At 49.0% G+C, this 14,878-nt stretch carries 11 protein-coding genes and 1 other annotated feature; of the genes, 5 read left to right on the forward strand and 6 right to left on the reverse strand.

Annotated features, from left to right (window positions below; translation table 11 throughout):
* Nucleotides 1-144: 144 nt before the first annotated feature.
* Complete coding sequence (locus ACYVSB_RS01360; RefSeq protein WP_461218130.1) at nt 145-1,512, reverse strand: FAD-dependent oxidoreductase; 1,368 nt, start codon at nt 1,510-1,512, stop codon at nt 145-147.
* A 721-nt stretch (nt 1,513-2,233) separates the two neighbouring features.
* On the opposite strand from ACYVSB_RS01360, the gene ACYVSB_RS01365 reads away from it, so the two are divergent.
* The 4 genes from ACYVSB_RS01365 to ACYVSB_RS01380 all read left to right on the forward strand — a co-directional run bounded on the left by ACYVSB_RS01365 (nt 2,234) and on the right by ACYVSB_RS01380 (nt 9,189).
* Entirely contained in the window at nt 2,234-2,395 is a 162-nt protein-coding gene (locus ACYVSB_RS01365) for a hypothetical protein (RefSeq protein ID WP_461218131.1), read from the forward strand.
* A gap of 362 nt (nt 2,396-2,757) precedes the next feature.
* Nucleotides 2,758-4,056 carry a GTPase HflX gene (gene hflX, locus ACYVSB_RS01370; protein ID WP_461218132.1) on the forward strand — a complete coding sequence of 433 codons (1,299 nt, stop codon included), beginning with the start codon at nt 2,758-2,760 and terminating at the stop codon, nt 4,054-4,056.
* A 721-nt stretch (nt 4,057-4,777) separates the two neighbouring features.
* The gene (locus ACYVSB_RS01375) at nt 4,778-5,425 is read left to right on the forward strand and encodes an EAL domain-containing protein (protein WP_461218133.1); all 648 of its coding nucleotides are present in this window, start codon (nt 4,778-4,780) and stop codon (nt 5,423-5,425) included.
* A gap of 425 nt (nt 5,426-5,850) precedes the next feature.
* Nucleotides 5,851-9,189, forward strand: coding sequence for a KxYKxGKxW signal peptide domain-containing protein (locus ACYVSB_RS01380; protein ID WP_461218134.1), 3,339 nt, complete (start codon nt 5,851-5,853; stop codon nt 9,187-9,189).
* A 115-nt stretch (nt 9,190-9,304) separates the two neighbouring features.
* On the opposite strand, the gene ACYVSB_RS01385 is transcribed toward ACYVSB_RS01380, so the two are convergent.
* The 5 genes from ACYVSB_RS01385 to ACYVSB_RS01405 all read right to left on the reverse strand — a co-directional run bounded on the left by ACYVSB_RS01385 (nt 9,305) and on the right by ACYVSB_RS01405 (nt 14,135).
* Nucleotides 9,305-9,529, reverse strand: coding sequence for a helix-turn-helix domain-containing protein (locus ACYVSB_RS01385; protein ID WP_461218135.1), 225 nt, complete (start codon nt 9,527-9,529; stop codon nt 9,305-9,307).
* The gene (locus tag ACYVSB_RS01390; RefSeq protein ID WP_461218136.1) at nt 9,526-9,999 is read right to left on the reverse strand and encodes a hypothetical protein; all 474 of its coding nucleotides are present in this window, start codon (nt 9,997-9,999) and stop codon (nt 9,526-9,528) included. The genes ACYVSB_RS01385 and ACYVSB_RS01390 overlap by 4 nt, the downstream gene beginning before the upstream one ends.
* Nucleotides 10,000-10,142: 143 nt before the next feature.
* Nucleotides 10,143-10,622 carry a DUF2975 domain-containing protein gene (locus tag ACYVSB_RS01395; RefSeq protein WP_461218137.1) on the reverse strand — a complete coding sequence of 160 codons (480 nt, stop codon included), beginning with the start codon at nt 10,620-10,622 and terminating at the stop codon, nt 10,143-10,145.
* 215 nt (nt 10,623-10,837) lie between these two features.
* The gene (locus ACYVSB_RS01400; protein WP_461218138.1) at nt 10,838-13,627 is read right to left on the reverse strand and encodes a cation-translocating P-type ATPase; all 2,790 of its coding nucleotides are present in this window, start codon (nt 13,625-13,627) and stop codon (nt 10,838-10,840) included.
* Between the two features lie 50 nt (nt 13,628-13,677).
* Nucleotides 13,678-13,723, reverse strand: a sequence feature (sodium ion sensor (DUF1646 type); this cis-regulatory element may regulate processes involved in with the transportation of sodium ions).
* A 97-nt stretch (nt 13,724-13,820) separates the two neighbouring features.
* A complete protein-coding gene (locus ACYVSB_RS01405) occupies nt 13,821-14,135 on the reverse strand; it encodes a hypothetical protein (protein ID WP_461218139.1) in 315 nt (104 codons plus the stop codon).
* A gap of 339 nt (nt 14,136-14,474) precedes the next feature.
* Here ACYVSB_RS01405 and ACYVSB_RS01410 point away from each other — a divergent pair, with 339 nt between their 5' ends.
* A complete protein-coding gene (locus ACYVSB_RS01410) occupies nt 14,475-14,621 on the forward strand; it encodes a hypothetical protein (protein WP_461218140.1) in 147 nt (48 codons plus the stop codon).
* The last annotated feature ends 257 nt before the right edge of the window (nt 14,622-14,878 follow it).

Consider the following 14,878-nt stretch of genomic DNA (forward strand, 5'->3'; position numbering starts at 1 on the left):
AGTTCTCAGCCAAACACTCACGCTAATTCTGAGGAAGAAATCGAGAAATCAAGATAGAAAATACCGCTGACACGGCCTGATGTCAGCGGTATTTTTAATGATTTTGCTTGGTGGGTAATTATTTCAAAACACTCGCCCGGTCAATTAGAACTTGTGCTCACCGAGCGCGTGTTGCGCGGCCAAATTCAACAAACTCCATTGACGATCGAACCCGGGCTGGAAGAAGAAGTCAGCTTCGGCCAAGTCTTCGACACGTAAGCCCTGCTGAATCGCCAAAGCCAAAACATTGCCCTGAGCGGTAATATCATAAGTCGATAAAACAGCGCCGCCTAGCAGTCGATGGCTGGTGGGATCAAACAATAACTGCACATAAACTTCTGGATTGTCTGGCCCAACTGGCACATACGCCGGCCGTAACCAATCTTGGTAGAAGGAAGTTTTGACAGCGACGCCAGCCTTCGCCGCGGTGGTGGTATTTAACCCACTTGTCGCGAAATGGTAATCGAACACGCTTAAAGCCGATGAGCCCACCACACCCTTGAATGGCGCGCTCGGAATTTCTTCAAAAAGATGGCGGACTAAATAGCGGGCTTCACGGCGAACAACCGTCGCTAAAGCAATCGGCATTGGCTGCGCCGCAGGAATCGAGTACGCCAGCACCGCATCGCCGATCGCATAAACATCAGGGACATTGGTGCGCAAATACTCGTCGGTCTTGATCCAGCCGCGGCGATCCAACGCAACCGTCCCCTGCAACCAAGCGGTATTCGGTTGCACACCAGCGGCTTGGATTACCAAATCGGTGGCGATTTCTTCATTATCCGTTTGCACAGCAGTCACGTGGTCCGTGCCAAGATAGGCTTGGATCTTGGCGTCGGTGATTACCTGAACCCCTTTTTCATCCAGGTGCTTGGCTAAAATATCAGTCATTTCATGATCCAAATATGCCCCTAGCGGCCGGTCGATCACATCCAACAACGTGACCGCCTTACCCGCTTTCCGACTGGCCTCAGCCGCTTCGATCCCAATATAGCCAGCGCCAACGACCGTCACATGCTTAACTGCGGGATCTTCCAACTTGGCCTTGATTTTTGTCGCCCAATCCAAGCCGCGCATCAAGTAAACATTTTCCAAATCAGCGCCAGGAACCGGTAACGATTTCGGCGTGACTCCGGAACTTAAAATCAATTTATCATAAGGAGCGGTGGTGGTCGTCTGCGTCTTTTGATCAACGACCGTCACGGTTTTGTCCGCGGTATTGATTGCCGTAACCAAATGATTGCTTAGAATGTGCACATTATTTTCAGGGAAACTCTCCGGGCTGAAATTGCGCAAGTCGTGAACGTCCGTGACCTTGTTTTCCAGATACAGTTCCATGCCACAAGACATAAACGAAATAAAATCGCCCGCTTCGAATAAGGTGATCTCCACATCATCATAGCGGTTCAATAATTCCAAAATCGATTGGTGCCCACCATGGGACGCACCGACAATAACAACTTTTTTAGTCATTAAAACAAACCTCCTAAGGATTCTTGCCAGATTTTAACGATTCTAAACTGTACATCTCCAGTATAGGGTTCTTATTCAGGCGATGCAACTTTCCTACTTGGATCGTTTGGTTTTTTCAGTGGCGACTTCTAGTCAAAGATTGGTGCTTAATTGCGAGTTTTCTGGGTTTGGTGGTGACGCAACCGGCTGGGACTGCTTGATTGGACTTTTCGCGTAATTGCAGGGGTGGTGGGTTTGGTGGTGACGCAACCGCCTCAGGACGTTTGTCGTGGCTGGAACGCGGTGGGCATCGTTTTGAGCCAATCCGAAAACCACGGCTTGTCTCAAAATCGAGCCTTATTCTAAGCGATAAATCGCTAAGAATAATCTCACCGCTGAGCCACACGTCCTGAGGCGGTTGCTAGGCAGAATTGAGCCCATCTGTAATCGAAGATGAATATCTGACGAAGTGGTTTTGCGAGCTAGAGGTCAAACAATTACCCTATTTTGGGGTGGTACGGCAATGTCAACGGATTTGGATCAGGCAGTCGGTATATTTTGCGTAGGCTGAACAGTTTTGCTAGTTTCTTTAACAATCCCTGGGTGAAAACGACCGATTCAACTGACTGATCAAGAACTTGACTAAGTTCATCAGACAGACTGCTCTGGTGTCACCAATTCAAAGCTGGCAACCACTAACCACGGTCGTCATTTACGTGGCTCCTCATCAATTGACAATAGCTTGCAAAATGGCGTGAGTGCTCAAACGACTGTTAAAACGTTGAGCGGCTGGAGCGGAGAAATTCGGGGTGAGATCGCCGTGAAATTGGTCTTAGTGGCTTTGCCACTTAGACCAAGGCTCAGCTTTGAGATTTTCGGCGCCCTTCCGAAAAGCTCAAAGTGACGCCCACAGCGAGCTCACCCCGAATTTCGCAGCGCAAGCCGCGGACACCCTACTTTTACCCAGCCCAAGCAACCACCTACTGCCAAAGACAAACTTTTTTCTGCTTTACGGTCGTGCACAATCGTGTTAAGATGAACTTATCTACAAAAGAAAGGACTGTCAAGAATGCGTTTGAGAATCGCCCCAAAACAACTTAACTCGAACACAACTAAATAAGCATTCACCACGATTGATGACAGTTTCTTGGTCTTTTATTTTTATCGATAAAATTACCAGAGCCGCTTGAGTCGGCTCTTTTTTATGCCCAAAATCAGACTGTCAACCTCGCCTAGATGCTTATTCTTAACTAGGAGGTATTCTTTATGACTGAAACTTATCAAACGATCCCGACCCGCCAGCGGGTAATTATTGGCGGCCTGAGTCATGGCAAGGCTAGCTTTGAATATACAATGACCGAATTAACAGAATTGGCGCGGGCCGATAATCTGGAAGTGGTCGATCGAGTTACTCAGAATTTAGACCGAGTGGACGCGGCGACTTATTTCGGTTCCGGTAAAGTCAATGAGATCAAGGAATTAGCGCAAGGCCTGGACGTGAGCACGATCATTATCAATGATGAGCTGTCACCTTCACAATTGGCTAATTTGGAGAAAAGAACTGGGCTCCATTTCGTTGATCGAACTGAATTGATTTTGGAAATTTTCGCGGACCGGGCCCATACTCGGGAAGCCAAGGCGCAAGTGGAAATCGCGCGGCTGCAATACGCCTTGCCGCGGATCCATCCTTCGGCTAACACCTTAGACCAGCAACGTGGCGGCGGCGGTTTAATGAACCGTGGCGCCGGGGAAACGAAATCCGAATTAAATCGGCGCACGATCCGTAAGCGAATCAGTGATTTGAAACAGCAGCTGGCCGCCATGACGAAAACAGAACAAACCAAGCGCGAGCGTCGCCGCAATAGCGCTTTGCCGCAAGTAGCCTTGGTTGGTTATACCAACGCGGGCAAGTCAACGACTTTGAACCAGCTGTTGGAAGTTTTCTCCGGGACGGCTGGCAGCAAGAAACAGGTTTTCGAGAAAAACATGCTGTTCGCCACCTTGGATACCAGCGTGCGCGAGATCCAATTACCGACGAATCAGCGCTTTCTGATGAGTGACACGGTGGGCTTCGTCAGCAATTTGCCCCACAACTTGATTGAATCGTTCAAAACCACTTTGGCTGAAGCGGCGCAAGCGGATCTGTTGATCCAAGTCGTGGATTATTCTGATCCTAACTATCAGGAAATGATGGTGACCACTGCCCAAACGCTTCAGGAAATTGGCATTAGCGATATGCCCATGATCTACGCCTTCAACAAGGCGGATCTCAAGGGCGACACCAAGTTTCCTGAGCTGGACGGCCATGACATCACGTACTCTGCCAAAGATCCGGACTCCATTAAATTGTTAGCGAAATTGATCACCTCGATTATCTTCGCCGATTATCAAACGGTCAATCTACTGCTCCCCTTTGATCGCGCCAAGGATGTGGCTGAACTCGAAGCCAGCGCCAACGTTCACCAGAAAGACTACACCGAAACCGGGACGCAGTTGAATGTTACTTTATCGCCGACGCAATTGAAAGAATATGCAGCTTTTCAGGTCGATCCTGTTCAGCCGTAGACTCAAGGCGCATCAGGTGACGACCACTTAACCGCGTGCGCTGGTGCAAACACCTGAAACAAGCTCCTTTGGCTTCAGGTGTTTTTTTGTATTTGGCTGATTCACGGGAAACTGGGTTTCAGGTGCTACGGGAAAGGCGACCGCGATTGCGAACTTACTAGTATCCCCCCAAGAACTTACCAGGCCTACTTGTGGCAAAAAATACCCAGACCAATTAGAAAACATTAATGGTCACGGTTAATCCGTTCTTTAACCTTTCGCCCAATCAATGTAAAAATCTCGGCGACTTCTGTCTAGACCAATCCCCCAAACAGACATGGTATCACTGGATTTATGGTGACCAAGTGATTGAGGTAACAAAAGCGCTTACTCACAGCAAAACTGATGATTTAAAAAAATAAAGCAAATTAAATCGCTTTCTTGTTCAATTTGTTCGATTTCGTGATTGACTTAATAAATCGTTTCAACTAATATACTTATAGATTGCAACAAAGTTCCAAAACAGTCGGGTCGGCATTGCCAAGGTCGACGCGAATTAAGAAATCGGGCAGGTTTTTTTCAAATAATTTAGGACAAATTTATCAAACTTAATGACGAGATCATTCCACGAATAAACATGCAATTCAATTGCGGTTTAATTGAGGATGAACTAGAATGGATAGTAGATGTTGCCACTTTACAAAGTAGACCCTACCAAATCCAAGACTGAGGAGGCGATTTGATGTATCGGTTTTTTGCCCAGCCACAAATCAATGCAAAAGATAATTCCGTGTATGGTTATGAAGTGCTGTTACGCCAGAAAGATTGCAATATCTGGCATTTACCTAAGGACTTCAATGATGTTTCGATTCAGGAGCAAACGCGAATGTTGGAAACGACCGTTAACCAGCTGAAGACAGCGGTCAATCATCGGGTGCTTGCGTTCAATATCAACCTTGATCAAGTCAACAATCCTCTCACCCTTGGATCGTTGATCGCCTTGAAGAAACGGATCGATCCGGCGGCTTTGATGATCGAGCTGACGGAGGCGCCGACCTTGCAACAGGTCAAAGAATTGAGCTTGACCTTGCATCAGTATGGTATCGGTTTGGTGCTGGATGATGTGGGCACAGGCTCGAATACTTACGAGAATATCAAGCATTTCCTGCCTTACGTTGACCAAATCAAACTGGCCATGCAGAATTTGCGCGAAAGCGGCGAAGGTGAGCGAATTCCAGAATATTTGAAATTCTGGTCGAAGCAAGCTTACGAGTATCGCTTGGATGTTGTCATTGAAGGTGTCGAAGATGAGCGTGACCAAATGTTGGCCCATGAATTTGGCATCAACATCCATCAGGGCTATCTATACGGGCGTCCAAGTCTCGTCTGAAAACAACGCTATGGGCCAGTCAAGTCGCTCGCGCCACTGGCTTCCCTTTTTAAAGAATAGATTTTAAAGAATAGAGATGTGTTGATCGCAAGTCGATCGACGCATCTTTTTTTTGGATTGGGGCGATGCGTTTCGACACCCATCACCTGGGGCGCGCCGCCAATTGCTCACTTAATTAATCACGCGAACAAAATGGCGCGAACAGATTCGTCCCGACCCGCGAGTTCTTAAAAAACACTGCTGTTCCAATCCTCCACAATTATTATCTAGTCTTAATCAAGCTAGTGGATTTTATTTGAAAACGGATGCAAAATGCTTGCAGTATAAATTAATTGTGATATATTTATAGCGAGTTATGAAAAATAATATCTTATCCTAATTAAATAGATTAGCTGACTATTCAACCAAAACTGGGGGGTTTTATCTTGAATAAGAAAATGCACAAAAGTCAAACGGGGGTTCGACCGGTTTTACGTTACAAAATTTATAAGGATGGTAAGTTCTGGGTTTACGCCAACATCACAGCCTTGAGTCTAGGGCTGTCCATGGCGATCACGCCGACAACCGCGCAAGCGGCCACTGTTACAGTGGCAACACCGGCGGCAATCACAACAACTAAAACGAATCAAGAAGTAGCGACTGATTCTTCAGGTTCGCTCTTTTCTGCTACATCGGAAACACTAACTGCCACCAATGATGACGTTGATGATACTAACGACGTAGCGACCAACAGTGCTGCTAGTAACACTTCCAGCGACCAATCGACAACATCCACGGACGAGCCGCAGACCGCGCCGACTAAGGCCGAGGATCTGAACAACACTTACACTGACGCTAAGGATCAAACGGACCAGGCAAATGAGTCCGCCAATGCCGCCAACAAGAGTTTGGCCGCGTTGCAAGCGTTATTGGCTGACGAAAAGCTAACGCAAACTGACGGCTGGCAAGCTAAGTTGCAAGCTGCCCTGAATGATTTCCAAACCCAGGCCGCAACTTTCACTGACTCTGTCACCACTACTAACGCCACCGTAGCCGCTTACCAAAAGGCCATTGACGCCTTGATTGTCAGCAAACCGAACGCTGTCGACAAAGTAACCCAAGGCGAGGATGACAAAGGCAACACGATTGCTGACTATGACAATTTGGTCGCTACTTACAAGAATCAGGTTGAGCAGCAATTGAAGGATTTACAAGACAATCTTGACAATTATGCTAACGCTACTGGCGTCAATACGGCCCAGACTGCCTTACAGACTGCCGCGGAGGCTTTGAATACTGCTATTGGTGACTCTACTACGACAGTCGCTAACTTGACTGCTTTGAAAGCCGCTTATGACGAAGCTTTGACGGCTTACAATACCGCCGTGACTGATTACAACGACAAAGCGGCAAGTAATTTTCCGACCATCGAGACAAACACTGCCGGCGCAACCGTTGATGGTAAGAATCCTAGCGAGCAAGCCTTTGAAGATGTGAAAAATTATTTGAACGCAAAAGAGGCTTATGACGTAGCTCAGAATGCCTACAAGGATACGGCTGGTAAAGCTGACCAAGTGACGGCGAATTTGGCCGCTTGGCAAAAAGCGGTCAATGAATACAATGAAGCTTTGAAGACGTTACAAGGTATTGATTTGTCAGGTATCACCGCCGTAGATACCACTGAAGTCGAAGCGGCCAAGGCGGAGGTCCAGAAGGCTTCTGAACAAACGATCGTAGCTCAAAAAGCCTATGACGCGGCTACTTCTGCCGATATAAAAGACGCTGACGAATTAGCCAGCACAGCCAAAGAATTGAAGGCCAAACTGGCAACTTTGCAGGCGAATACCACGGCTTGGGATACGGCGTATAGGACGTATTTAGACACAGTGAAAACCAAGGCAGCTGAAGGTGTCACCGTGACCATGCCGGATTTGGGGACTTTAGGCCAAAGCGTTGCCGACGCACAAAAGGTGTTAAGTGATTCGACAGCGGACTTGCAAACGAGCCAAGATAAGTACCAAACCGCCTTAGACGCTTATCAGGCTGCGTTAGATGCCAACAAGACTGGTCAAAAAGCTGCAGACGGTGATTTGCCAGATTTGACAGCCTTCAATAACAGTTTGCAAACGCAATTCACCGCTAACAACCAGACGATGGCTGGCGCTGAAGCGTTAGTCACCGTGAAAAATGCCGAACGGGCTTTACAACAAAAGATCAATGAGATCAATGGTTATGTGACAGGCATCAATAATACGCAAGCGGTTTGGCAGGCGACTTCTGATGCTGGCGCTGAAACCGGGGCTTGGAATTTATTGACCGAGCAATTGGCGGCCATTGGTAGTCAATTATCGACGACCGGCAAAGCTTATCAAACTGCGGGCACGAGTTATGAGACGTTGGCAAACAACTATTTGGCAAGTATTATCGCTTATAATAATGCTGTCGCCGAAAAGGATCGTTTAGTAGCGTCAACTTACACCGATGCAAACACCGTTACTAGCAGTATCAGTGGGTTTAAGGCGTCTCTGGATACTTTTCAAAAGGCGTATGACACGCTGATGAATACCATTACAGCTAATACCCCTGATGAGGACGCAAATGAAAAGGCTCAGGCTAGTTTGAAAAATGGGACCCAACTGTCAACGGATGGTACACCAGCAGACACCGGTGACGGGGGTTCGAAATTTGTTCCGCAAACGATTTATATGGTCGGCGGGTCGAGCTTAGAGAGCATTGCCAGTCAGCCTTTCAAGGAAGATGATTTGGCAGAGGGTCTCGTTAACTTGAACATTCGTCAGAAAAATTTTAACACTGACGATCTAGGTACAATCTCTAAATATGATTTAATGAAAACTGAGGATGGACAAGGCAATATAATTTACAAGCTAACTGAGGCTGATAAAGCCCGCTGGATGGGTGTTTTTAGGCAAAAATTACTGCCGACCTATGTGGACAATGGTAAGACTTATCATTTAACGGCTTACTTTGTTCCGGGGACAGATGTTGATTCCACTAACCCGGCTAAACCTGGCGGTTATTATACGTTTACGACCCTAGATCCAATCACCGAATTTTTCAATAATTTTTTGGGCAGTGCGCCGGCTTTCAATAGGAATCCTGACTTTTATTTCTATTATGTGGCTGAACCAGATAATATAACGAAGACAGAGACCGATGAAGCGGGCCAGACCAGTACGGTTTCGGCCATTACGATGCCGACGGCTGAAGACATCGCCAATTTGACGGCAGCTAACACGGACTTGGCGTTAACCGCTGAAGGTACGCTGACCGCAGAACCGACTGTTATCGACATTAATGATCCAGCAAAATTGAATTATCTCGGCGGTCAGACCGTTGAAACAGATCTGGGAAAATTAAGTATTGAACCAGCGCCAGCCCTTACTTTGAACCATGTAGAAGCGCCAACTGATCCTACCGATCCAACGGACCCAACTGATCCAACTGATCCCAAAGATCCAGGCAATCCCAGCCGGCCGGTGAACCCTGATAATGGCAACGATCATGATGATTCTGGTGATGATCATGGTATTTCAAATAATGATGGTGCTGAGGGAACTGACGGGCTTGACGAAGATGAGAACATCGAGTTACCCCAAACTGGTGCGATCCAGACCGTCAAGCAACAAGTGAAATCGGCGCTGCCCCAAACCGGTGATCGCCAAACGCTACAACGGCGCCTTCAAGTCATTGGTACGGCGTTGTTATCTCTGTTTGTCTTAGTTGGTGGCTTGACCATCCGCAAACGTCGGGACCAACGTAACTAAGTTATTGCTTCGGTGACGGCGGTGAGCGTTGACTGGTCTTAAATCACCAATAGCCCTAGAAATCGAAATTTGATTTCTAGGGCTATTTTTTCATCTTTTCGAATGGCATTTATCCTTAATCTGGTGACTCAGTTTCATCCGCGACCACGTGGAGCAAATCGCCGGGTTGACAGTCCAAGGCGGCACAGATCGCCGTTAGTGTGCTGAAGCGGATCGCCCGGGCTTTGCCGGTCTTCAGAATTGATAGATTGGCCAAGGTCAGGCCGACTTGTTCCGAGAGTTCGGTCAGGGTCATTTGCCGTTGGGCCAGCAAGCGATCCAGATCAACGACGATTTTCATCGGGTCACCTCATTTGAACCGGACGCGGCCTGTTGTAAACTCAACTGCCGGAGCAAATAAGCAAGCACCCCTAAGCTAAAAACGCCGAGGAAGAACGCAAGGTTGAAGGTAAGGACTTGGGGGGTGCGGCTAACATAAGCATAGCGCCACCAGCCAGGTAAACACAATAATTGCAGACCATTGATGCCCCAAAGTAACCCTTGGATCCAGCGCAAGCGTTGCCGCACCAGGGGCGCGCCGAAACTAGTTTTAATCAAACTTTGGAGGACAATAATTGTTAACCCCAGCGCGATAAAACAAAGGATCCCAGCCAAATACATGAAAACGCCTAGGCCGATTGCGCCGGGGAGCCACCCCACCAGTCGAAGCCAATCGCCTAGGACGAAGGGCACCAGGTCAACTAGGATCAGCCCGGCCAATGCGGCGATCAATATCAACATCACTTGCAGAAAGCGAATACTTTTTTTCATGATCATAAGCTCCTTCTTTTGAAACGTGTTCGCCACCCCAGCGCTCTCAGCTTAACTACGTCAGGCTTCCGGAGGCATAAACCAGCCTCCAAAATCCTGACTAGGTTAATGCTCAGAAGCTAACCGGGGTGGTTCGCACTCTGCTAAATGGTTAAGTCGTGTTCTTCTTGAAGTTCCAGCGCTTGTTGTAAGAGTTGCTTCAAGACGCCCGCGAAAACGCCGATCACCAAGGCCGCGCCCACAAAGACGATGGCCAGCGCCAATAACCCCGGCGCGTCATCGCGATCGGCCCAAATGAAGAAGATCGGTAATTCCAACGCATAAATCAAACTGATAGCCAGCGCTTGATTCCGCAGGCGCGCCAATGCGGTCACCGACGCCACCGCGAAGGCTTGGCGCCGCTGGATTCGCCGCACCAGTTGGCCGGCTTGCCACAAGATCCCCGCGAAAAGAAGCGCGGTTAGATAAAGCCCGACTCCCATCAACGTCGGCCACCACCAAGCGCCAGGAAAGAGCCGCGCTAAGCCAATCAAGAAATGGGGAATCACAATGACCGCCACCGCGACCAAGCCCAGCGTCAGCACCAGTAAGGCCAATTGCAACAACCTTGTCTCGCGTTTCATAATTTTCCTCGCCGTCCTTTATTATCGATTATCGATAAATTCTATCTTGATTATAGCATCAATTTATCGATAAACAATAAATTACTGGCCATGTGACAAAACTGTTCGCCACCAGCAGCAGGCAAAAAACTGGTCCCACGCCGCGAAAACGCAGGCGCTGGACCAGTTGTGATTAACATTTTTATCTGAGCCGTACTTTTATTTAGCGGCTGGTCTTACCACAACGTGATCTTCGGGAAGAGTTCTTTCAACCCGGAAAGAATCAGCGTCGGCAAGGCCGGAATGAAGATCACGGCCAAATACAGTTGCCAAGTCAAGGTCACCGTGCCGAAAACAGCGGTGAACAGCGGGAACATGGTCACAACCAGCGAAGCGACCGCCGCGAAGGAAACGGCCGCGACCAAATGAAGATTGCTGAACGGATTCCGGCGGAACAAGGTGCGTGTGCTCCGCGCGTCAAAGACGTGCCACAGCTGACCAAACACCAAGGTCAGGAAGGCGATCGTTTGCGCCTCAGCGGCAGAATAACCCGCTTGGGCGGCCCAAACGAAGGCCGCGAACACCAAGCCACCCATGAGCACGCCCCGGATCAAGACCCGTGACAAGAGACCGTTGGCGAAGACTGATTGCTTCGTGTCCCGTGGTTTCTCACTCATGATGTTCCGTTCCGCCTCATCATAGCCCAAGGCAAATGACGGCAGCGCGTCACTGATCATGTTGACCCACAAAACCATCAAGGCAGTTAAGGTCGGGGTCAATTCAGAGACTTGACCGATCGGCGCGGTAATAAAGAACACGCCGAGCAACAAGGACAGCACTTCCGCCACATTGGTGGTCAACTCATGGCGAATGAAATTCTTGATATTGCCGAAAATCGTCCGACCAGCGGCGACAGATTTCTCGATCGTCGTAAACTTATCGTCCATCAGAATCAGATCCGCGGAATCTTTGGTGACTTCGGTGCCATTGATGCCCATGGCGATCCCGATGTCAGCCGCGCGCAAAGCTGGCGCGTCATTGACACCATCACCGGTCATCGCGACGATTTCTTGATGGCCCTGCAACGCCTTGACCACACGCTGTTTGTGTTCTGGGGAAACCCGCGCGTACACCCGAATCTCTGGCACCACCGCCGCTAGTTCCGCGTCACTCATCGCTTCGATCTCCCGACCTTGGACAACTCGAGCTTGTTCGTCATGAACGATCCCCAGCCGATACGCGATCGCCCGCGCGGTTTCCGCGTGATCACCGGTAATCATCACCACATTGACGCCAGCTTTAGCCAGCACCGCCACCGAACGTTTGACTTCGGCCCGCGGTGGATCAATGATTCCGGCGATTCCTAATAATTGTAAATGTTGTTCCAATTCGGCCTGAGTCCCATTTTCAGCCAATTCCAACGAAATCGTCCGCTCAGCCACCGCCAACGTCCGTAACGCTTGTTGCGCGTAGTGGTGGATCTGCGTTTCAACTTGCTCCTTGGCTGTCGCGACCGGCGTCATTTGATCGCCGAGCCAGACTTGATCGGTTTTGGTCAGGATCACATCTGGCGCGCCTTTGGTCAACACTTTGTATTGCGCGCCATCTTTGACCACCACACTCATCATTTTCCGCGTGCTATCAAAGGGAAAGACCCGCAAAATATCATAATCATCCTGACCGGTTTGGTTCAACAGATCATCGCGGAAAACCTTGTCCTTCTGACCGAGAACGATCAAAGAAACATCGGTGGGATTGCCAAAGGGGCGATATTGGCCGTGCTCGTTTTGCGAAACACTGGCCTCGTTGTTCAAGACCGCCGCGTGGACGAAACGTTTGTAATCATAACGACCCACATCGGCTTCATCAACGGGCTCAATCTCCCCAATGGGCTCGTAGCCATTCCCATCGACTTCATAAGCAATGCCATTGGCCCAGAAATCGGTGACAGTCATTTCGTTTTTGGTTAAAGTTCCGGTTTTGTCCGACGCGATAAAAGTAGTCGCCCCCAGCGTTTCCACGCTGTTCAAAGACTTGATCAGGCCTTTACTTTTAGCCAGACTGGTGGCGCCAATCGTCAGCACGATCGACAAGACGACAGGCAAAGCGTCAGGAATCGCCGCCACCGCCAAAGCAATCGCCGTGGACAAGTTATCCGCCACGCCACTGACCGTCAACTGACCAGTGGCAATTATTTCTTTGGCGATGCCATAACCCAGCACAATCACCACGATTGCTGCCGCCACGTACATTAATTTGCGCGTCAAATTCGCCATCGTTTGTTCAATCGGCGTCTTCTTCGTTTCCACGCTATCCAACAGATTGGCGATATGTCCCAGTTCGGTAGCCATCCCAGTCGCGACCACTACCCCGACCCCATTACCATTAACCACGGTGGAGCCTGAGAAGCCCATATTGGTGCGATCGCCTAACTGCGTGTCATCCGCCAACATAAAGCGGGTTTTCGCGACGGGCTCCGCTTCACCGGTTAAGTGAGATTCGTTGATCTGCAATTCATTGGTGGCTAGCCAGCGCAAGTCGGCGTCTAGGAAGTCGCCCATCTTCACGGAGACAATATCACCAGCGACCAATTCAGCGGCATCGACTTTTTGCCAATCTTCGTCGCGCAGCACAGCCACCTGATGATCGGCCAGTTGTTTCAGCGAATCTAGTGACTTCTGCGCCTTGGTTTCCTGGACATAGGACAGCACCGCGTTACCAATGATCAAGGCGAAAATCGCGATTGCTTCGTATAAAGACGCCTTCCCATGACTAAAATCACCGTTAACTTGAAAATCATAAACCGCGCTTAAAATCGCCAGCGCAACCGCGATCCATAAAACAATCACGATGGGTTCTTTGAATGAGCGAATGAAGATTTTCCAGCCGGGATCCGGCTGTTTTTGAACCAATTCATTACGGCCGTCACGTTCTAACCGCGCCGCCGCTTCTGTTTCAGTCAACCCGCGAAAACGGGAAGTTTGTAGTTTTTCGAGGACCTCTTTTCGATGTTGGTTATAAAACATAGTAAACTCCTTTTCAATTCAGACCGACAAAAAAACTATGCCTAACAGGCCCTTCTTCACCCCAAGAAGGTTTACCTTGAAAGCATAGCTCCAACCGATCGTGCAATATTTCGTTACAATTATTATTCCAGAAAAAACGGGTGCTTGTCAAGTGGCAAGTTACATTTTGTTACCAAAAACTCGGGAATGCCTGTCAGCGCACTGCTTGCGGGCTCTGGTTGAAAGCAGGTTGTCCGCAGCTTGCTTTGAGCTGGATTGACAAAAGGGTGCAAACCGACCTAGTCAGTGGATACGTTTCAATATAGTCCGCAGCTTGCGCTGCGAAATTCGGGGTGAGCTCGCTGTGGGCGTCACTTTGAGCTTCGCAAAACCCGCGAATCTCAAAGCTGAGCCTTGTCCTAAGCGGCACAGCCGCCAAGGACAATTTCACGGCGATCTCCCCCCGAATTTCTCCGCTCCAGCCGCTCAACGTTTTAACAGCCGTTTGAGCACTTCCGCCGACTGACAAGCTGTTGCCAATTTATGTGGAGTCACGCAAATGACGACCATGGTTAGTAGTTACAAGCTTTAAATTGGTGACACCTGTACAGTCTACCTGATGAACTAAGGCAAGTCCTTGATGAATCTGCTGAATCGGTCGGCTACCAACCAATTATTGTTAAGGAAACAAGCAGAGAGTGTTCAGCCTACACAAAATATCCCGATTTTCTAATCCAAATCAGTTGGCATTGCCGTACCACTCCCAAAAAAGGGCGATTGTTTGACCTCTAGCTTGCCAAAGCACCTCGTCAAATCCTTCGCCTCGATTGCAGATAGGCTCAATTCTGCCTAGCAACCGCCTCAGGACGTGTGGCTCAGCGGTGAGATTATTCTTAGCGATTTATCGCTTAGAATAAGGCTCGATTTGAAGACAAGCCGCCGGGCTTGCGGATTGGCTTCAAACGATGCCCACCGCGTTCGAAACAGAGTGCGAACCAACCCGGTCAGCTCCTGAGCATTAGCCTAGCAAGGATTTTGGAAGCTGAACTTTGCTTCCGGAAGCCTTGCGTAGCTAAGCGCAGGGAGCTGGGTCGGTGAGCACGTTTCCAGCCACGACAAACGTCCTGAGGCGGTTGCGTCCACATCCAAACCAACCACACCTGCAATCAAGCGCCGCCATCTGTAATGTAACAACCTACGAATCTGAATCTGTTGATGTTGCAGTACCACCAAAAAAGTTGGCGATCGTTTTGACCTCTCGCTTGCAAATCC

This window comes from Lapidilactobacillus salsurivasis (genome assembly GCF_054785215.1).